This is a genomic window from Aeromicrobium sp. 9AM (assembly GCF_902506105.1).
Lineage (GTDB): Bacteria > Actinomycetota > Actinomycetes > Propionibacteriales > Nocardioidaceae > Aeromicrobium.
The window spans coordinates 272,887-292,608 of the sequence record NZ_LR733304.1 but is presented as its reverse complement, the minus strand read 5'-3'; the positions used below and the strand labels follow the sequence as shown (position 1 = coordinate 292,608).

Genomic DNA, 19,722 nt, shown 5'->3' with positions numbered 1-19,722 from the left:
GCAGCCGTTCGGCGTAGCCTGTGCTGCGTGCCTGGATCCGACCTCACCTACCGGGTGGTGGTGCGGATCTTCGGTGCGTTGTACCGACTGATGGGCTACCGGATCGACGTCCGCGGTGTCGAGCACCTCCCGGCCAGCGGCGCAGGTGTCGTGGCCGGCAACCACATCGGCTTCCTCGACTTCACGTTCATCGGGTACGCCGCCCGGCCCCGCAGGCGTCACATCCGGTTCATGGCCAAGCGCTCGGTGTTCGAGCTGCCCGTCGTGGGGCGGCTGATGCGGGCGATGCGCCACATCCCGGTCGACCGGAAGTCCGGCGCGCGGGCCTACCGCCACGCGTTGCGGCTGCTCGACGACGGGCAGCTCGTCGGCGTCTTCCCCGAGGCGACGATCAGCCGGTCGTGGCTGCTCAAGCCCTTCAAGCGTGGGGCCGCCGGGCTCGCGGTCAACCGCCAGGTGCCACTCGTCCCGGTCGTCGTGTGGGGCGGGCACCGCATCTACACCGTCGACGGGCACCGCTCGCTGCGTCGCCGGATGCCGGTCACGATCATGGTCGGCCCGCCGCTGCAGCCCGGCGACGGTGGGACGGTCGACGAGCTGTCGGCGCGGCTGCGGGTCGCGATGGACGCCCTGCTCGCCGAGGCGATCGACTCCTACCCGGCGAAGCCGCGCAACGACGACGACCGCTGGTGGCTCCCCTACGATCGCGGTGGGAGTGCGCCGGACCCCGAGACCGCGGCGGTGCTCGACCGTGAGGCCGTTGCCCGCATCGGCGACACCTTCGACTGACGCAAGGAGCGCCATGACGTACGACGAGACCACGCCGGTGACAGTCGGCGACCTGACCTTCGACGTACGGATGACCGGTCCTGAGGACGGCGAGCCGGTGATCCTGCTGCACGGCTTCCCGGAGACCTCGCTGTCGTGGTCCGCCGTCGCGCCGCTGCTGGCGGGCGCGGGTTTGCGGGTCATCGCGCCTGATCAGCGCGGCTACTCCCCCGGCGCTCGTCCCGAGGGCGCTGATGCGTACACGACCGACCTGCTGGCCGACGACGTCGTCGGGCTCGCGGATGTGCTCGGCGTCGGCACGTTCCATCTCGTCGGGCACGACTGGGGCGCAGCGGTCTCGTGGGTCACCGCCGTGCGACACGGCGATCGGCTGCGCACGCTGACCGCGGTGTCGGTGCCGCACCTCGCGGCATACGGGGCGGCGCTGCGGGGTGACGCCGACCAGCAGCAGCGAGCGTCGTACATCGGGCTGCTGCGGCAGGCCGGCAAGGCCGAGGACCTGCTGCTCGACGACGGCGCGCGGCGGTTGCGGGCGATGTATCTCGACCACGTCCGGCCCGCACAGGTCGACGCGTATGTCGCGCACCTCTCGGCGCCGGGCGCGCTGACCGCGGCGCTCAACTGGTACCGCGCGATGCGGCCGGACCTCGGCTCGCTGCCGTCCGTGACGGTGCCGACGACCTACGTGTGGAGCGACGAGGACCAGGCCATCGGGCGCGCAGGAGCCGAGCGGTGCGGCGAGTTCGTGAACGCCGACTTCTCGTTCGTCGAGCTGACCGGGGTCAGTCACTGGATCCCGGAGCAGGCGCCTGAGGTGCTCGCCGGGGCGATCCTGGCGCGCGTCGAGGGCTCGTGACGCTCGCCGAGGAGTTCGCGCGTACGGCATCGCCGTTCACGCTGCGCACCCTGCAGGCGCGGGCGCTCGAAGCAGTCGACGTCGCCGTGGCCGCCGGGCGCCGGCGGTTGTGGGTGTCGCTGCCGCCCGGCACCGGCAAGACGCTGCTCGGCCTCGAGCTCGTACGCCGGTTCGGCACGCCCGCTGTCGTGCTCGCGCCCAACACCGCGATCCAGGTGCAGTGGGGCGACACGTGGGAGCGGTTCACGCCGGCGACCGTTGCGACGGGGACCGATCGCGACCTCGCAGCGCCGGTGACGGTGCTGACCTACCAGTCGCTGGCGACCTTCGAGCGTACGGACGGTGACCCTGAACCGGATGCCGACCCGGCCACCGACGACGAGGAGCTCCTGGTCGACCGGCTCCACGAGAACGGCCGCAAGCTCATCGCTGCCCTGCGGGCCGCGGGGCCCATCACGATCGTGCTCGACGAGTGCCACCACCTCCTCGAGGTGTGGGGCCGGCTGCTTGCCGAGGTGCTCGCCGACCTGCCGGAGGCCACCGTCATCGGCCTCACCGCGACACCGCCGACGGTGCTCGACACCCGGCAGGCTGCGCTGGTCGACGAGCTGTTCGGCGACATCGTGTTCAGCGCATCGATCCCGGCGGCCGTACGCGAAGGCCATCTCGCACCGTTCGCCGAGCTTGCGTGGCTGACGCTTCCGACCGCCGAGGAGGCCGAGTGGCTGCGGGACCAGTCGATGCGGTTCGTCCAGCTCACGACCGACCTGGTCGACACCAAGCTGGGCTCGACGCCGATCCTCGTGTGGTTCGACCGGCGGTTCCTGGAGCTGACGACGCCGTGGTCGCGGTTCGAGCGCGACGATCCCGAGCTGGCCCGAGCGGCGCTGCGGCTCGTGCACGCCGAGCTGCTCACGCTCCCCGATGGTGCGCGGTTGCGTGAGGAGCACCGGCAGACGCCGACCGCCGACGACTGGGCCGCGTTGATCGACGACTGGGTCAAGAAGTGCCTGCGCAAGTCCGACGTGCCGGCCGATGAAGCGGTCATCGAGGCGCTGCGCGAGGCCCTGCCGGGCGTCGGCTATCAGCTGACCCGCACGGGCGTACGCCGCGGCCGCTCGCCGGTCGATCGGGTGATCGCGCGCAGCGAGAGCAAGATGCGGGGCTGCCAGCAGGTGCTGGAGGCCGAGCACCTCAACCTCGGCGACCGCCTGCGTTCGCTGGTGCTGTGCGACCACGAGATGGCCGCCGCGACGACGCCGACGGGGCTGCGGCCGACGCCTCGGCGTTCGGGATCGGCGCGCCAGACGCTGCGACACCTCATCGAGTCCCCGGCGACGCGCTCCTTGCGCCCGGTGCTCGTCACAGGTCGCACGGTCGCCGCGACACCGGAGGTCGCGCAGCAGGTCGTCGACCTCGTACGTACGACCGATCCCGTGCTCGCCGGCAAGCTCACCCTGGAACCGCTCGACGACGCGCTCGGGGCCGAGCCCGTGGTCTCGATCGTCGGGCCGTGGTCGAGCCGGGAGTGGGTGCGGGTCGTCACGCAGTTCTTCGAGGCTGGCGGCAGCCAGGTGCTGGTCGGCACCCGCGCACTGCTCGGCGAGGGCTGGGACGCCAAGGGGCTCAACAGCCTCGTCGACCTCACCACGGCGACGACGACCAGCGCCGTCGTGCAGACCCGCGGCCGGGCGCTGCGGCTCGACCCCGCGTGGGCCGAGAAGGTCGCGATCACCTGGTCGGTCACGTGCGTCGCGCCGGAGCACCCGCGCGGCGACGGCGACTGGCAACGGCTCGTGCGCAAGCACCAGGGCTTCTTCGGCGTGGACGACCTCGGCGAGGTGATCTACGGCGTCGCGCACATCGATGCGACCTTCTCACCGTTCGCTCCGCCTCCGGCCGCGTCGTTCGACGCGATCGACGCGCGGATGCTGGAGCGGGCTCGGGACCGCGACGTCGTGCGTACGCGGTGGGCGGTCGGCACGCCGTACGACGACATCCTCGTGCACACGTTGCGCGTACGGCCGGCTCGTCCGGCTCGCCCTCGGGTGCTGACAGCCGAGGGACGCGTCGTCATGGACCCACCTGCGTACGTACCCAGCGCGCACGGACCGGTCGCCACGCGGCCCGGCCACTCGCCCTGGCTCTCGCCGTGGAAGTCCACGCGTGCGGCAGCACAGGACCCGGGCACCATGGCGTACGCCTGTGCGGTCGCCGACGCGCTGCACGTCGCCGGGTTGTCGCCGGTCGGCGCGGACCACGTGGAGGCGACGATCGATGCGAGCGGCGAGTACCGGCTGCGCCTGCACGGCGTCGACGAGCCGACGTCGCAGGTGTTCGTCACGGCCCTCGACGAGCTGCTCGGGCCGGTCCGGTCGCCGCGCTATCTCGTGGCGCGCTTTGTCTACGGTGCCCCCTCGTGGATCGACGGGTGGCGGGTGCTCGTCGGTCGTATGCGGCCCGACGGGCGGGTGTGGCACGCCGTGCCGTCGGTGTTCGGCACGCACGGCAAGCTCGTACGCCACTTCGATCGCGCCTGGTCGCGGTGGGTCACGGACTCTGCTGCGGTGTACGCCCACAGCCCCGAAGGCATCGCGGCCCTGTCGACCTCGAATGGGTCGGCGCCGCTCGAGCTCGTCACGGTGCTGCGCTCGGCCTGGTCGTAGGGCTTGGGCGCCGGCTCCTTGAGGTCGACCAGCCCCGCTCCTTGAGCTCGGCCAGCCCCGCCCCTTGAGCCTGCTCGCTCCTGCTCCTTGAGCCTGGCCAGCCCCGCCCCTTGAGCCTGCTAGCCCCGCTCCTTGAGCCTGTCGAAAGAGTTGTCCACAGCCGGGATTGCAGGCGGAAAGGTGTGTCAGTGGTGGCGTCTAGGTTGGAAGTATGTTCACCGAAGTCGCCACCACCGACGTCCTGAGGGAGGTCCGTGCGTATGACTTCGAGACCGAGCCGGTCCATGAGTTCGGGGCCAGCCGGATCGACGCGATCACCGCGTTGGACCGGGTGATCCGGGCCGCGCAGGCCGAGCAGCTGGCCCAGATCGCGGCGTTGCATGCCGAGCGGGTCCAGCTGCAGGGCATTCACCGTGGTGACCCGACGTTGTCGGTGATCGGTGAGGTCGGCATGGCCCGCAACATCGGCCCCACTGCTGCCGGCACCCAGGTCGGTGTCGCGCTGCGGCTCGAGCAACTGCCCCGGGTCCAGGATCTGTTCGCGGCCGGACAGATCAGCGAACCCGTGGTGCGGGCCGTGGTCAACGAATCGGTGTCACTGGGTGCCGACGACCTGGTGGTGCTGGACGGTGAGATCGCGCCCCTGCTGCCGGGGCTGACCGCCCGACAAGCCGGCCGGTTGACCGCGAGGGCGATGGAGCCATCGCAAAGGGGCGCATAGCGGCGATGGAATCAGGATCGATGCTGACGCCTCCCGCCACAGGGCTGAGCAGAATCGTGCTGATCAGCGGGTGTCGATGTTCCCCGACACCGACGGCGTCGCCATCCTGCAGGTACGTGGTCCCGCCGAGCAGATCCTCGCCACCCACACCGCCCTCGACGACCACGCCCGCGCCCTCAGGGCGGCCGGTGATGAACGGACCGTGGGACAGATCATGACCCAGACGCTGGTCGAACGAGTCACCGGTCAGCGGTACGCCGACGACACCCGGGTCGAGGTCCACCTCGTGATGGACGCACCCACCATGTTTGGTGAGGGCGGCGAACCGGTCGACCTGACCGGCTACGGACCCATCTCCCCGGCCGTGGCCGACGACATCATCGCCCGCGCCCCCAACCCGTCGATCCGGCGACTGCTGGTCGACCCCATCGACGGCACCCTGGTCGTGCGTGAACCCCGCCGCCGCCACTTCGACCCGGCCACCGCCGGACACATCCGCGCCCGCGACCGTTGGTGCCGCCAACCAGGTTGCGATTTGAAGATCCGGCACAGCGACCACATCCACGCCAACGAGTTCGGCGGCCTCAGCACCAAAGACAACGGTCAAGGCCTCTGCATCCGCTCCCACACGCTCAAACACCTACCCGGCTGGTCCGTGACGACGAAGGACAAAGGCAAGACCGTCACCTGGAAGACCCCCACCGGCCACACCTACACCTCGAAGCCGCCGCCCCTGCTCCCGCAAGACAACCCAGGCCACCTCCGCCAATAGCCGAGCGCATGGGTCACAACCAGTAGGACGAGCGCGTCTTCCCGTTGGAGTACGTGCAGGTGAAACCCTGGGACACGTGCCAGGAGAGCTTCACTGAGCCCGAGTCCGCCCCGTCGAGCTCAGCATTGAGTCGGCGATGGTCGGCTGCGGTCGGGCCAATGCCGCACGCCGAGTCCATACGAGACCATCCCCAACGGAAGTAGACCGGAACGGCAAGCACCACGACCAGCCCCAGCACGAGGCCCACGACGACTTTCCGCACGCCGCCCAGCGTACTGAGCACGCCCCGACGGCATGCTCAGCCTAAAGATCGGTGACGACCGCTGAGTCCCCTCCGTCGTACGGCTTGCCGGTGATCTTCGACTTGGCGAGGCTCACGAGGCTGGCCACCCGGCCGCCGGGGTTGTCCCAGTACTGCGCGGTCTCGGCATCCACGTGGATGAGGATCGCGTTGGGGTCCTCGGGGCCTTCCGGCAGCCAGGCTTCGGCGAAGGTGCTCCACAGCTCCTTCAGCTTGGCGGTGTCGTCGACGACCTCAGCACGCCCGGAGATCGAGACCCACGAGTTGCCGGTCGTCACCGTCACGCCGACCGTGGGATTGGCCCGGATGTGCTCGACCTTGCGCGAGTCTCGCGTCGCGATGAACCAGAGGTCGGCGCTCAGGTCGACCTCCTGTCGCGACATCGGTCGACTGACGAGATGCCCCTCGGGGTCCGCCGTCGTCAGCATCACGAAGCGCGACTCCTTGGTCAGGTCGGCGAGCTTCTCGAGCTGTTCGTCGTGCGTGTCGGCGCTCATCGTTCGATCAGGTCGGCGACCACGACGTCACCATGCTCGTTCTGGATCGCGTCGGCGAGCTTGTCGACCTCATCGGGCTCGACCTCGACGCCGGCCTCGTCGAAGCCCTTGCGCAGCTCCTCGGCCACCGTGCCTTCGGTCGCGCCGTCCTGCCATGAGGAGACGCGATCGACGACCAGCTGGATGGCCTCGAGCTCTGGGTTGTCTGGTGTGTCTGTCTCAGTCATGTGCGGGGCTGTACCCAGCCCGCGCAGACGTACGCATCAGGCGATCTGCGACGCGGTGAGGTCGAGCTGTGCCAGCGGCCATCCGGCCGGGTCGTCGAGGGGGCGGCCGACCTTGCGGGCGTAGTGGTTCCAGTCCTCGGCCCGGCCCGCGAACCAGACGATCTGCCGCAGCATCAGGCTCTCGAGGTCACCGGCCGCGACGGTCGGGTGACGCCGGCCGATCTCGTAGGCGATCTCGCGCGCAGCCCGGGCATCTGCCGTCGCGTCGTGCGCGTTGTCGAGGACGACGCCGTAGTAGGCAGCGACATCGGACAGGCGCCGGGGTCCGAGCCCACCGCGCTCGATGCCCCAGTCGATGACATACGGATCGACGACGAACAGCCGCTCCCAGTCGGGCTGCGCCAGGCCCCAGCGGGCAGCCTCGGCACGCAGCATCGTCAGGTCGTACGCCGCGTTGAACACCACGAGCCCGACACCCCGCTCGATCAGGTCCTGCACCCAGGCGATGACCTCGGCCAACGCGTCGACCGGAGCGGGGGCACCGGCCAGCGCCTCAGCGGTGAGGCCGTGGACCGCTGCCGATGCCGCGGGGATCGGGACGCCGGGGTTGATCAGGCCGGAGAAGTCGTGTCCACGGTCGTCGAGCAGGGCATAGCTCAGCACCCGGTCGGTCAGCGGATCGATGCCCGTGGTCTCGAAGTCGAGCGAGGCGAGGCCGACGTGGTGCCAGCCGGGGTGCTCGCCGCGCGGCGGAGGCGTGGGCGAGCACGACACGCAGATCGTGCGCCAACGACCCGGAAAGCCGATGAGCTGCCCCGCGGCGACCTCGACGGTCACGTCGCACTCGGAGCACTGCCCGGCGTACTTGTTGGCTCTCATGGTGATCACGGTAGGTGCCTGCGGGGACAACGGGACTTCACGACACGAAACCGGTACGATCGTCTCACTTCGATGAGAGGGAGCTCATGACGAAGACCACGTTCGAGGGCAGGAACGTCGTGATCACCGGCGCAGGCAGCGGCATCGGCCGCGCCGCCGCCCTGCAGGCCGCAGACAGGGGTGCCCGCCTGCTGCTGACCGACGTCAACGCCCAAGGCCTCGAGGAGACCGTCGCGCTCGTGACCGCTGCCCACGGCGCGGTCGTGCACCACGAGGCCCTCGACATCTCGAACGAGGACGCTGTCGCAGCGTTCGCGCAGCGCGGGTTCGACGCAGCCGGAACGGTCGACATCGTCATGAACGTCGCCGGCATCTCCACGTGGGGCCGCATCCAGGATCTTCAACCCCAGCACTGGCGCGCCTGCGTCGAGGTCGACCTCATGGGCCCTATCCACGTCATGTCGGCATTCGTCCCGGCGATGATCGAGGCCGGCAACGGCGGGCACGTCGTCAACGTCTCCTCCGCGGCCGGCCTGTTCGGGCTGCCGCTGCACGCTCCCTACAGCGCCGCGAAGTTCGGGCTGCGGGGCGTCAGCGAGGTGCTGAGGTTCGACCTGGAGCGGCACGGGATCGGCGTCACGCTGGTGTGCCCCGGCGCCGTCGACACGCCCCTGGTCGGCACCGTCGACATCGTCGGCGTCGACCGCAGCGAACCGGCCGTCGCCGCCACCATCGGCAAGTTCCAGCGCCACGCCGTCAGCCCCGAGAGCGCGGCGGCTTCGATGATCCGCGGGGTCGAGAAGGGCAGGTACCTCGTCTTCACCTCCGCCGACATCCGGGCCGGCTGGTACGCCCAGCGGTACGCGCCGTGGATCTACAACGCTGCGATGCGCCGGCTCAACCGCCGCGCCACCGCCCTGCTCACGAAGGTGCAGAGGAAGCAGACCGCCTAGCGGCCTCGACGAGGGCGCGGAACAGCCCGGCGTCCTCGATGCGCTCAGGGTGCCATTGCACCGCGAGCCAGAACGGCCGGGACGGGTCCTCCATCGCCTCGAGCACCCCGTCGGCGGCATGCGCGGAGGCGACGAACCCGGGATGCTCGCGCACGGACTGGTGGTGGTGGCAGTGCACCGAGCCCTTGTCGCCGACCGCCCGACCCAGCAACGTACCCGGAACGACGTCGACGTCGATGAGCCCAAACTCGGCGCCGCCCGGCGAGTGGTCCTCGTGCCCGGCGATCTCGGGCACGTGCTGGTCGAGCGTGCCTCCGCCGTGCACCGCCATGACCTGCATGCCGCGGCAGATGCCCAGCACTGGCAGCCCTTCAGCAGCCGCGGCGTCGAGCATCGCCAGCTCCCAGGCATCGCGGTCCTCGCGCCAGCCGACCGTCAGCTCGTGCGCCTCGGCGTCATAGCGAGAGGGATCGACGTCAGCACCACCCGCGATGATCAACCCGTCGATGCGCGCGGCCACCGACTCCGCCCCGCTGGGGTCGCCCGGCGGCAGCAGCACCGCGACTCCCCCGGCGGCCTCGATCGAGCGCGAGTAGACCGCGTGCAGCACGTCGGCCTGCTCGTGCCAGATGCCCCATCGCGACTGCTCACGATAGGTCGTGACCCCGATCAGCGGCTTCACGGTCACACCGGGGTGACGTACGCCCCGGAGATGCCGCCGTCGACGAGGAACGTCGACGCCGTCATGAAGGACGACTCGTCGGAGGCCAGGAACAGCACGGCGTTGGCCATCTCCTCGGGCTCGGCGAACCGGCCCAGCGGCACGTGCACCAGCCGCCGCTCGGCCCGCTCGGGATCGCTGGCGAACAGCTCGCGGAGCAGCGGCGTGTTGACCGGGCCGGGGCACAGGGCGTTGACGCGTACGCCCTCGCGCGCGAACTGCACGCCGAGCTCGCGCGACATCGACAGCACGCCGCCCTTGGACGCCGAGTACGAGATCTGCGACGTCGCAGCGCCCATGACCGCGACGAACGATGCGGTGTTGATGATCGAGCCCTTGCCCTGCTCGAGCATGTAGGGCAGCGCCGCCTTGCAGCACAGGTAGACGCTGGTCAGGTTGACGTCCTGCACGCGCTTCCACGCCTCGAGGTCGGTGTCGAGGATCGAGTCGTCCTCCGGCGGCGAGATGCCGGCGTTGTTGAACGCGATGTCGACCGAGCCGTACGTGTCCTTGGCGGTCTTGAACAGTGCGTCGACCTGCTCCTTGTCGGTGACGTCGACGTGCACGTACGTCCCGCCGACCTCCTCGGCGATGCCCGGCCCCTTGGCGTCGTCCAGGTCGCCGATGACGACGTTGGCGCCCTCCTCGGCGAACCGGCGTACGGTCGCCAGACCGATGCCCGAGCAACCGCCGGTCACCACCGCGGTCCGGCCTGCAATGCGTCCTGCCATGATTCTCACTTTCGGTCCTTGAGCTTGTCGAAACGACCTTTCGACAAGCTCAAGGTGCGGTTAGTCGTTGCTGATGAAGACGTTCTTGACGTCGGTGAAGGAGTGCGGGGCGTCGGGGCCCAGCTCGCGGCCGATGCCGGACTGCTTGAACCCGCCGAACGGCGTCCAGTAGCGGACCGACGAGTGCGAGTTGACGCTCAGCGCGCCGGACTCGACGGCTCGCGAGACGCGCAGCGCCCGACCGACGTCGCGGGTGAAGATCGAGCCGGACAGCCCGAACTCGGTGTCGTTGGCGAGCTGCACGGCCTGCGCCTCGTCATCGAACGGCATGACGGCCACAACCGGGCCGAACACCTCCTCGCGCCAGATGCGCTGCTGCGGGTCGTCGGCCAGCACGACCGTCGGCGCGAACCAGTAGCCCGGTCCCTGCGGCGCCGAGCCGGCGAACGCCACGTCGACCTCGTCGACGAAGCCCTTGACCGTGGCCTTCTGGCCTGCCGAGATCAGCGGGCCCATCTCGCTCGTACGGTCTGACGGGTCGAGCACCTTGACGCCCTTGACCGCGGGCTCGAGGAGCGAGACGAACTCGTCGTACGCCGAACGCTCCACCAGGATCCGCGATCGCGCGCAGCAGTCCTGCCCGGCGTTGTCGAACACCGAGGACGGCGCGGATGCTGCCGCCTTGGCCAGGTCGGCATCGGCGAACACGATGTTGGCGCTCTTGCCGCCCAGCTCCAGCGTCACGCGCTTCACCTGATCGGCGCAGCCGGCCATGATCTTCTTTCCGACCTCGGTCGAGCCGGTGAAGCACACCTTGCGTACGGCCGGGTGGGTCACGAACCGCTCACCGACGACCGAGCCCTTGCCGGGGATCACGGTGAAGACACCCTCGGGCAGCCCGGCCTCGAGGCCCAGCTCGCCGAGCCGGATCGCGGTCAGCGGGGTCAGCTCGGCCGGCTTGAGCACGACGGTGTTGCCCGCGGCCAGCGCCGGCGCGAAGCCCCAGCCGGCGATCGGCATCGGGAAGTTCCACGGCACGATGATCCCGACGACGCCGAGCGGCTCGTGGAACGTGACGTCGATGCCCCCGGCGACCGGGATCTGGTGACCCGTCAAACGTTCGGGCGCCGCGGAGTAGTAGTTGAGGACGTCGCGGACGTTGCCGGCCTCCCAGGTCGCGTTGCCCCAGGTGTGCCCAGAGTTGCGGACCTCGAGCTCGGCGAGCTCGGCGACATGCTCGTCGACGAGCTGCGCGAAGCGCCGCAGCAGCCTGGCCTTCTCACCGGGCGCGACGTCTCGCCAGCGCGGGAACGCCTCAGCGGCCCGCGCGATCGCGGCATCGGTCTCGTCGAGGGTCGCGAGGTGCACCTCGGTGACCTGCTCCTCCGTGGCCGGATTGACCACGGTGTACGTGTTGCTCACTTGCATCTCCTGAGTTCTCGGTGGTTGAGGAGCGAGGAACGAGCGTCTCGAAACCACTCTCGGTTTGTCTGGTTTCGAGGCTTCGGCCGCGAGCGGCCTCCGCACCTCAACCAGCGGTGGGTTACATGCGTTCGAACGTTCGGCGCAGCTCCCAGTCGGTCACGGCGGCGTCGAACGCGGCGAGCTCGACGTCGGCCATGTTGGTGTAGTGGTCGACGACCTCGTCGCCGAAGACCTCACGGGCGATCGCCGAGCCGGCCCAGGCCTCACGCGCCTCACGCAGCGTCGTCGGCACCTTGGGCTTGTCCGACGCGTACGCATTGCCGGTCTGCTCCGGCTCGAGGACCAGCTCGTGGTCGATGCCGTACAGCCCGCCGGCCATCATCGCCGCCAGCGCGAGGTAGGGGTTGGTGTCGCCACCGGGCACGCGGTTCTCCAGCCGCGCCGACTGACCCTTGCCCACCAGGCGTACGGCACAGGTGCGGTTGTCGAGCCCCCAGGCCACGGTCGTCGGTGCGAACGAGCCGCCGGCGAACCGCTTGTAGGAGTTGATGTTGGGCGCGTACAGCAGCGTGAAGTCGCGCATCGTCGCCAGGATGCCCGCGATGAACCGGTCGTACGTCGGCGTGCGACCACCGTCGTCCCAGAACGCGAGCTCACCGTCGCTCTTGCGCAGCGAGAGATGGATGTGGCACGAGTTGCCCTCGCGCTCGTTGTACTTCGCCATGAACGTCAGCGCCTTGCCGTGCGCCGCGGCGATCTCCTTGGCGGCCGTCTTGTAGACCGCGTGGTTGTCGGCCGACACGAGCGCCTCGTCGTAGAGGAAGCCGATCTCGTGCTGGCCGAAGTTGCACTCGCCCTTGGCGCCCTCGACGTTCATGCCCGCGGCATACATCGAGTTGCGGATGTCGCGCAGCAGCGGCTCGACCCGGGTCGTCCCGACGATCGAGTAGTCGATGTTGTACTGGTTGGCCGGCGTCAGGTCGCGGTAGCCGCTGGACCACGCCTCCTCGTACGTCGTGTCGAACACGATGAACTCGAGCTCGGTGCCGGCGAGCGCCATGAACCCGGCGTCGGCTGCCTTGGCGAGCTGCGCCTTGAGGATCGTGCGCGGCGACTGGACGACCGGCTCGTGGTCGAGCCAGACCAGGTCGCACTGGATCATCGCCGTCGCGGGCAGGTGCGTCAGCAACCGGATCGTGTCGAAGTCGAGGGCGAACTCCATGTCGCCGTAGCCCTTGTCCCACGACGACATCTCGTAGCCGTCGACCGTGTTCATGTCGACGTCGACGCTCAGGAGGTAGTTGCACCCCTCTGTGCCCTGCTCCACGACGTGGTCGAGGAAGTACTGCCCGTGCAGTCGCTTGCCCTGCAGCCGGCCCTGCATGTCGGTGAAGGCGACGACCACGGTGTCGATCTCGCCCTGCTCGATCTGCGTGCGCAGCTGCTCGAGGCTCAGCAGGTTGGGGTGTCGTTCGGTCATCGACTCGTACCTCTCATCTTGGGCAGGTTCACATGAGCCCCCGGAGCAGGGCTGCGGTGTCGTCGCAGTGACTCTCCATGACGCGCCGCGCCTTGAAGGCGTCTCCGGCGAGGATGGCCTCCGCGATCGCGTCGTGCTGTTGGCGCGAGTGATCGATGTTGCGGTCGAGCACCGGGATCGCGCCGAGCATCTCGTGCAGTCTGACCTGCACGTTGGTCACGGCGTCGATCAGCAGCGGCGACTCGGTGAGCGACGCGATCGCGAGGTGGAACTGGGCGTCGGCCTGCCGGTGCACGGCCTTGCCGGCAGCCGAGTTGACCCGTTCGAGCGAGGCGCGCAGCATCTCCGCCTGCTGACCGGTCAACGTACGTTTGGCAGCCGCGTGCGCGGCTCCGGGCTCGACGATGCGCCGGAATGCCAGCGCGTCCAGCAGCTCCTCGCGGGGGCGCTGGAGCTTGGGTGAGGCGCCGGGCTCCTCGGGGTGGAACTCGACGACGCTGCCGCCACCGCGTCCGCGCCGGGTCGTCAGCAGCTTCGCGTCGCGGAGGGCGCCGATCGCCTCGCGCAGCGTCGACCGGGACACTCCCATGCGCTCGGCGAGCTCGCGCTCGGGCGGCAGCGTGCTGCCGTCGGGGTAGATGCCGAGGCGGATCGACGTCGCCAGCATCTCGACGCACGACTCGAAGGCGTGATGCGCCCGAAGGGGCCGGAGCACGGCGGCCGCGAGGTCGTCCTGCGGGTCCGAGACGACGTCGTCGGGTGGTGCCGCCATGCCGCCTCCCCTCGGGGTCCGAGCCTTAAGGTCTGGTATCGAACCTTATCGGCACGGCAAAGCGTATGTCTACGGCCTCAGCTTCTCGCCGGACGGGTCGAACAGCGGCTTGAGACTCACGGTGACGGGGATGCGCCGGCCGCCGACATCGAGCTGGTAGTCGCCGGCTCGTACGTATGCCGCATCGGCAGTCACACCATCGGGCGCCTGGACCCAGGCGAGCCCGACGCCCGCGCCGAGGGTCGCGCCCCACGCGCCGGAGGTGGCCTGGCCGGCCGCGACACCATCGCGTACGAGCAGCTCGCCACCCCACACCATGACGTCTGGGTCCTCGAGCGCGAACGAGACGAGCCGGCGTGACGGGCCGGCCGCCTTGGCCTTCTCGACGGCCGCGCGACCCAGGAAGGCGATGTCCGTGCCGAGCTTGCAGGTGAAGCTGAGGCCGGCCTCGACGGGATCGACCTCGGGGGTCAGCTCACGGCCGAACGCCCGATAGCCCTTCTCGAGGCGCATCGACTCGATCGCGTAGTAGCCGGCGTCGACCAGGCCGAGGTCGGCGCCGGCCTCCTTGACCGCGTCATAGACGCCGAGCGCATCGGGCGTGCGGACGTACAGCTCCCAGCCGAGCTCTCCGACGTACGTGATCCGGGTGGCCCGCACCGTGCAGCCGGCGAGCTGGATCTCGCGGCTGGCGCCGAAGGCGAAGCCCTCCTCGCTCAGGTCGGCGTCGGTGAGCCGGCTCAGGAGCTCGCGGGAGTGCGGCCCCATGACGCCGAAGACCGCGAGCTTGTCGGTCACGTCCTGGACCTGCGCGTCGAGGCCCGCGGGGATGTTGCGCCGCAGCCAGTCCTGGTCGCGCTCGGTCGTGGCGGAGCTGGCGACCAGGAAGAACTCGTCGTCGAGCACGCGGGTCACGGTGAGGTCGGACTCGTAGCCTCCGCGCTCGTTGAGCAGCGCCGTGTAGACCGTCTGGTCCGGCGCGACCGCGACGTCGTTGCTGCAGATCCACTGCAGCGCGGCCTCGGCGTCGGGGCCGTGCACGACGTACTTGGAGAACGAGGACTGGTCGAAGATCGCGACCGCCTCGCGGCACGCCACCTGCTCGGCCGACGACCAGGGCAGCCAGTTCTGCTTGCCCCAGGCGTACTGGATCGCGGGGTCGACGGCCGGCGGCGCGAAGTAGTTGGCCCGCTCCCAGCCCATCTTGCTGCCGAAGCCGGCGTTGGCGGCGGCGAGGCGTTCGTAGACCGGCGACGTCCGCAGCGGCCGGGCGGTGTCGTACTCGCGGTTGGGCCACGGGACGGCGTAGTGCAGGCCGAGCACCTCGGTGACCCGTGCCCGCAGGTATGCCTTGTCGTTCTGGAACTGCGCGAAGCGGCGGATGTCGACGGCGAACAGGTCCACCGTCGGCTGGCCCTCGAGGACCCACTCCGCGAGCGCGCGCCCAGCGCCGCCCGCGGACGCGATGCCGACCGAGTTGAAGCCGGCACCGACGAAGAAACCGCGCACCGATGGCGCCTCGCCGAGGATGAACTGGTTGTCGGGCGTGAAGCTCTCCGGCCCGTTGTAGAACTTGCGGATGCCGGTGTCGTGCAGCACCGGTATGCGCTGGAGCGCGCTGTCCATCAGGATCTGGAAGTGGTCCCAGTCCTCGTCGAGCAGCTGGAACTCGAACGGGTACGGGATCTGGTCGGGCGCGACCCACGGCTTGGCCTCGGGCTCGAAGCCGCCGACGACCAGCCCGCCGACCTCCTCCTTGAAGTAGGTGTAGCCGTCGGGGTCGCGCAGGATCGGCAGGTCCGGCCGTACGCCGTCGATCTGGTCCGTGACGACGTAGAAGTGCTCGGCGGAGTGCAGCGGGACGGCGACGCCGATCTGCGCCGCGAGGTGATGCGCCCATTGGCCGGCGCAGTTGACCACGATCTCGGCCTCGATGTCGCCCTGGTCCGTACGCACGCCGGTGACCGCTCCACCGTCGACCAGGACCTCGGTGACCCGGACGTGCTCGACGACGGTCGCGCCGCGCTGGCGTGCACCCCTGGCCAGCGCCTGGGTCAGGTCGGTCGGGTTGGCGGTGCCGTCGCCGGGCAGCCAGATGCCGCCGAGCAGGTCACTCGTCTCGAGCAGCGGATAGCGCTCGCCCGCCTGCTCCGGGGTGAGCAGCTCGCACTCCAGGTCGTACGCGGCGGCCGTCGCGACCGTGCGGCGCAGCTGCTCCATGCGGTCCTCGGTGCGCGCGACGGTGACCCCGCCGCAGCGCTTGAAGCCCGAGCTGAGGCCGACCTCGTCCTCGAGCTGCTCGTAGAGGGCGGCGCTGTACTGCACGAGTGTCGTGCCGGCCTGCGTCGCGCGGAGCTGGCCGACCAGCCCCGCCGCGTGCCACGTCGTGCCGGACGACAGCGCGCCCTGCTCGAGCAGCACGACATCGCTCTCGCCGGCCTTGGTCAGGTGATAGGCGACGCTCGTGCCGACGACCCCGCCGCCGATGATGACGATCCGCGCGCGACTCGGGATCATGAGGCTGCCGCCTCGAGCCACGACTCGAACTGCGGACTGCGGAAGTCCGCCACCGCCTTGTCGAAACGCTCCTGGCCCCACCCGTGGAAGTCGAAGTCGTCGTCGTTCGTCGCAGCCTGGATGAAGCCCCAGAGCGACCAGCCGTAGCGCGAGACCGTGGCCTGCAGCCGGGCGCGGGCGATCAGCGCCGGGTCCTCGTGCCCGACGTACGCGGTGACCAGCTCGTCGAGATGCTCGTCGTCCAGCCCGCACTCGGTCCACGTGTTGCCGAGCTCGAAGAAGGCGTCGTTGTTGCCGGCGTAGTCGTAGTCGATGAGCCAGATGCGATCGCCGTCGTCGACGATGTTGCCGGCGAGCAGGTCGTTGTTGCACGGCACCGTCGGCAGCGGTCGCGACGCGAGAGCGCCTTGGATCCGTAGGAAGTCCGCGCCGTACGAGACATAGTCGTCGGGGATCGGGAAGTCGCGACTGACGCACGTACGCAGGTAGGTCGGCTGCCGGACGAACATGTCGAAGTCGGTCGAGAACCTCGGGCCCGCATGGAGCAGCCGCATCGCCGTCGCGACCCGTGGCAGCGTTCCGGGGACGCGCAGGTCCTCGTTGACGTAGCTGCGGCCGCCGACGTAGCCGATCACGAGCGCGCCGAGATCCGCGCGATAGTCGACGAACGGTGCGCCGGCTCCGGATACCTGCGCGGCCCGCGTGTTGTAGGACTCGGCGTCGCGGTCGATGCCCAACAGTGAGCTGTCGCTGCGGGCCAGCCGCACGACGTACTCACCCGTCGGGGTGGTGACCTTGAGGTTCTGGTTGGTCAGGCCGCCGGTGAGCTCCTCGACCGTCCGCGGGGACCCCTCGAGTGCCGGGACCTGGTCCAGCAGCGCCTCGATGTCGACCATTCCAGCAGCCTACTAGCGCCCGAGACTTAAGGTCTAGACGGATGCACCTGTCGCCAAAAGCCCCGCCCGCGAGCGATTCCTCAGATGGGTTCGACGTTGAGCTCGGTGACGGCGGCGGGGTCGATGCCGGTGTTGAGGCTGATGCGCGTGCGGTCGGGCCGGTAGCGGTCGCGGGCGTACTCAACCGCCACACCCGTCGCAGTCGACGCGTTGCGGGTGACCAGCATCAACGCGGACCCGGGCTCGACCTCGAGGAGCTCGGCGTGCTCAGCGCTGGAGATCTCGGGCTCGAGCCACTCCTTCGCGTTGTGTGGTGCCAGGCCGTAGTGCTGGCGCATCAGGCCGTAGAGCGATCCGGCGAGGTTGTGGTCGAGGAAGCCGGGAAACAGGTGCGCGGGCAGGTACGTCTCCTCGAGCGCCAGGGGCAGTCGGCGGGCGGAGCGAACACGGACGACCTCGATGACGTCGCGCTGGCGGCCGAGTGCCAGGGCGCTTGCGACCTCCGGCGGGGCCGCGACGATGCCGGCCCGCACGATCCGCGCTCCGGCACGTACGTTGGCGCGCCGCATGAGCTCGGTGAACCCGGGCAGGCCGCTGAGGTCGACCTCGATGCGCGGCTCACGGACGAAGTTGCCGCCAGACCGGCCGCGCCGACGCTCGATGTAGCCGCGGGCCTCGAGGGACCCCAACGCCTGACGCAGCGTCATACGACTCACGCCGAGCGAGGCGGCGAGCTCCTCCTCGGGCGGCAGCCGGTCGCCCTCGCGGACCCGGCCCGCACCGATGCGACTGAGCAGCCACGACGCGATGCGGGCGTGCGAGGGGCCGCCGGTCGAGACCGAGAGATCGGGCTTGCCGCCCAACGCCTCGTCATCGATCTGCAGACTCCTCACACGCCCGACCGTATCGCCTTGTGACTAGTCGTTGAACGCCTCGATGACTGCTTCGTCGATCGTGTGCTTCGGACCGGTGAACCACTTCTTGGCCGAGACGTGCCACCAGATCGTCAGTGCGATGAGGACACCACCCGTCAGAATCGGCGCGTAGTTGACGTACTTCCACTCGAACGCGTCGTCCCACGGTCGCGCTGCGGGTGTGAACGGCAGGATGAAGTAGACGCAGATGATGGCGATCTCCGCCACGGCGATCAGGTTCATCCACTTGTACTTGGACCCATTGGTCCAGCTGCCGGGCTTGAAGGTGTCACCCATCTTCCAGCGCAGGTAGATCGGGATCGCGAAGGCCAGGTACAGCCCGATCACGGCGACCGATGTGATCGCGTAGAACGCGACAGGGACCGGAGCGCCGGCGATGTCCACCTCGATCAAAGCGGGCAGGGTGATGATCGCGCCGATGACGGCGACGAACACCACGGCGTTCGCCGGGACCTTGGCAGCCGACACCTTGGACAGCATCTTGGAGCCGGGGATCGCGCCGTCCCTGCTGAACGCGAACGTCATGCGCGACGCACTGGTCAGGCAGGCGATCGTGCAGAAGAACTGTCCCGCCACGGAGATGGCAAGGACGGTGACGTGCCAGCCTTGACCCAGTGCCTGGCCGAAGATCAGGTCGACACCGCCGCCTCCCTTGGTGACCGCGTCCTTGTCCTGGACTGCGAACAGGAATGCGAGCAACAGCAACCAGCCACCGATCGCCGAGTAGAGGATCGAGCGCCAGATGCCCTTGGCCGCACCTTCCGCCGCGCCCTGGGTCTCCTCGGAGAGGTGGGCGGAAGCATCAAACCCGGTGATCGTGTACTGCGTGAGCAAGAAGCCGATCGGCAAGACGAGGAACCAGTAGGTCCCTCCGCTCGTGGCTCCACCGTCGTAGCCACCGTTGTTCACCTTGTCGGTGAACACGTTGCTGATCGCCTGGTGCGTGTCCGGCACGAGCACCAAGATCAGGATGATGATGGCGACGCCAGCCACGTGCCACCAGACGGAGACGTTGTTGACGACAGCAAGGAGGTGTCCGCTGAAGATGTTGAGCAGGGCGGCGACCGCCAGGATGACGACGAACTCGATGAAGACGCGCGTGAGGCTGTAGTCCGCGGCCCAGGACTTGCTCATCGTGCTGAGCGTCAGGTCCAGGAACGTTGCACAGCCGTAGGCCACAGACGCGGTGACGGCGAGCAGACCGATCAGGTTGAGCCAGCCCGTGAAGAATCCGGCCGCCGCTCCGCCCATCTTGGACGCCCACCAGTAGATGCCGCCGGACGTCGGATAGGCAGAGACCAGTTCCGACATCGTGAAGCCGATGAGCAGGATGAACAACGAGATGACCGGCCAGCCCCAGGAGATGGCGATGGGACCACCGTTGTTCCACGCCTGCCCGAACGTCGTGAAGCAGCCCGCGAGGATCGAGATGATCGAGAAGGAGATCGCGAAGTTGGAGAAGCTCGACCAGGAGCGGTTCAGCTCCTGCTTGTAGCCGAGGCTCGCGAGATGCTTCTCGTCGTCGGTGAGTTGATCTGCCATGTAGTGCACCCAACTTTCAGTGAAGTTGGTGCATGCTAGCGC

The 19,722-nt window shown here is 69.3% G+C and carries 19 protein-coding genes; 6 read left to right on the top strand and 13 right to left on the bottom strand.

The window, feature by feature from the left end:
- Positions 1–27: 27 nt before the first annotated feature.
- The 5 genes from BOSE46_RS07500 (at position 28) to BOSE46_RS21435 (ending at position 5,804) form a co-directional block, all read left to right on the top strand.
- Positions 28–789, top strand: coding sequence for a 1-acyl-sn-glycerol-3-phosphate acyltransferase (locus tag BOSE46_RS07500; RefSeq protein WP_236551652.1), 762 nt, complete (start codon positions 28–30; stop codon positions 787–789).
- Between the two features lie 13 nt (positions 790–802).
- The gene (locus BOSE46_RS07495) at positions 803–1,645 is read left to right on the top strand and encodes an alpha/beta fold hydrolase (protein ID WP_159539650.1); all 843 of its coding nucleotides are present in this window, start codon (positions 803–805) and stop codon (positions 1,643–1,645) included.
- Positions 1,642–4,311, top strand: a complete 2,670-nt coding sequence (locus BOSE46_RS07490) for a DEAD/DEAH box helicase family protein (RefSeq protein ID WP_159539649.1) — start codon at positions 1,642–1,644, stop codon at positions 4,309–4,311. The genes BOSE46_RS07495 and BOSE46_RS07490 overlap by 4 nt, the downstream gene beginning before the upstream one ends.
- A 211-nt stretch (positions 4,312–4,522) precedes the next feature.
- Positions 4,523–5,032, top strand: coding sequence for a DUF222 domain-containing protein (locus tag BOSE46_RS21440; RefSeq protein ID WP_159539648.1), 510 nt, complete (start codon positions 4,523–4,525; stop codon positions 5,030–5,032).
- Positions 5,033–5,108: 76 nt separating this feature from the next.
- Complete coding sequence (locus BOSE46_RS21435) at positions 5,109–5,804, top strand: HNH endonuclease signature motif containing protein (RefSeq protein ID WP_159539647.1); 696 nt, start codon at positions 5,109–5,111, stop codon at positions 5,802–5,804.
- Positions 5,805–5,817: 13 nt separating this feature from the next.
- On the opposite strand, the gene BOSE46_RS07480 is transcribed toward BOSE46_RS21435, so the two are convergent.
- Genes BOSE46_RS07480 through BOSE46_RS07465 form a run of 4 tightly spaced genes read right to left on the bottom strand, consistent with a single transcriptional unit; the run spans position 5,818 to position 7,708 of the window.
- Positions 5,818–6,066 (bottom strand): hypothetical protein, encoded by a 249-nt coding sequence (locus BOSE46_RS07480; protein WP_159539646.1) that lies wholly within the window; start codon positions 6,064–6,066, stop codon positions 5,818–5,820.
- Positions 6,067–6,107: 41 nt separating this feature from the next.
- Complete coding sequence (locus BOSE46_RS07475; protein WP_159539645.1) at positions 6,108–6,602, bottom strand: pyridoxamine 5'-phosphate oxidase family protein; 495 nt, start codon at positions 6,600–6,602, stop codon at positions 6,108–6,110.
- On the bottom strand, positions 6,599–6,829 hold the full coding sequence (locus BOSE46_RS07470; protein WP_159539644.1) for a hypothetical protein: 231 nt from the start codon (positions 6,827–6,829) through the stop codon (positions 6,599–6,601). Before BOSE46_RS07470 ends, BOSE46_RS07475 begins: the two co-directional genes overlap by 4 nt.
- Before the next feature lie 36 nt (positions 6,830–6,865).
- The gene (locus BOSE46_RS07465) at positions 6,866–7,708 is read right to left on the bottom strand and encodes an exonuclease domain-containing protein (RefSeq protein ID WP_159539643.1); all 843 of its coding nucleotides are present in this window, start codon (positions 7,706–7,708) and stop codon (positions 6,866–6,868) included.
- Between the two features lie 86 nt (positions 7,709–7,794).
- Between BOSE46_RS07465 and BOSE46_RS07460 the strand changes: the two genes are divergently transcribed.
- The gene (locus BOSE46_RS07460) at positions 7,795–8,661 is read left to right on the top strand and encodes an SDR family oxidoreductase (protein ID WP_159539642.1); all 867 of its coding nucleotides are present in this window, start codon (positions 7,795–7,797) and stop codon (positions 8,659–8,661) included.
- Here BOSE46_RS07460 and BOSE46_RS07455 read toward each other — a convergent pair.
- The 9 genes from BOSE46_RS07455 to BOSE46_RS07415 all read right to left on the bottom strand — a co-directional run bounded on the left by BOSE46_RS07455 (position 8,630) and on the right by BOSE46_RS07415 (position 19,680).
- The gene (locus tag BOSE46_RS07455; RefSeq protein WP_201299570.1) at positions 8,630–9,343 is read right to left on the bottom strand and encodes a gamma-glutamyl-gamma-aminobutyrate hydrolase family protein; all 714 of its coding nucleotides are present in this window, start codon (positions 9,341–9,343) and stop codon (positions 8,630–8,632) included. The genes BOSE46_RS07460 and BOSE46_RS07455 overlap by 32 nt on opposite strands.
- A gap of 2 nt (positions 9,344–9,345) precedes the next feature.
- On the bottom strand, positions 9,346–10,113 hold the full coding sequence (locus tag BOSE46_RS07450; RefSeq protein ID WP_159539640.1) for a 3-oxoacyl-ACP reductase: 768 nt from the start codon (positions 10,111–10,113) through the stop codon (positions 9,346–9,348).
- A 60-nt stretch (positions 10,114–10,173) separates the two neighbouring features.
- On the bottom strand, positions 10,174–11,535 hold the full coding sequence (locus tag BOSE46_RS07445; protein WP_371415504.1) for an aldehyde dehydrogenase: 1,362 nt from the start codon (positions 11,533–11,535) through the stop codon (positions 10,174–10,176).
- A 121-nt stretch (positions 11,536–11,656) separates the two neighbouring features.
- Complete coding sequence (locus BOSE46_RS07440; RefSeq protein ID WP_159539638.1) at positions 11,657–13,018, bottom strand: glutamine synthetase family protein; 1,362 nt, start codon at positions 13,016–13,018, stop codon at positions 11,657–11,659.
- 28 nt (positions 13,019–13,046) lie between these two features.
- Entirely contained in the window at positions 13,047–13,790 is a 744-nt protein-coding gene (locus BOSE46_RS07435; protein ID WP_159539637.1) for a FadR/GntR family transcriptional regulator, read from the bottom strand.
- Positions 13,791–13,859: 69 nt separating this feature from the next.
- Complete coding sequence (locus BOSE46_RS07430) at positions 13,860–16,307, bottom strand: FAD-dependent oxidoreductase (RefSeq protein ID WP_159539636.1); 2,448 nt, start codon at positions 16,305–16,307, stop codon at positions 13,860–13,862.
- On the bottom strand, positions 16,304–17,203 hold the full coding sequence (locus tag BOSE46_RS07425; protein WP_159539635.1) for a phosphotransferase: 900 nt from the start codon (positions 17,201–17,203) through the stop codon (positions 16,304–16,306). Before BOSE46_RS07425 ends, BOSE46_RS07430 begins: the two co-directional genes overlap by 4 nt.
- An 80-nt stretch (positions 17,204–17,283) precedes the next feature.
- Positions 17,284–18,096: a GntR family transcriptional regulator gene (locus tag BOSE46_RS07420; RefSeq protein WP_159539634.1), complete on the bottom strand. Its 813-nt coding sequence runs from the start codon at positions 18,094–18,096 to the stop codon at positions 17,284–17,286.
- Between the two features lie 24 nt (positions 18,097–18,120).
- On the bottom strand, positions 18,121–19,680 hold the full coding sequence (locus tag BOSE46_RS07415) for an amino acid permease (protein ID WP_159539633.1): 1,560 nt from the start codon (positions 19,678–19,680) through the stop codon (positions 18,121–18,123).
- Positions 19,681–19,722: the final 42 nt, after the last annotated feature.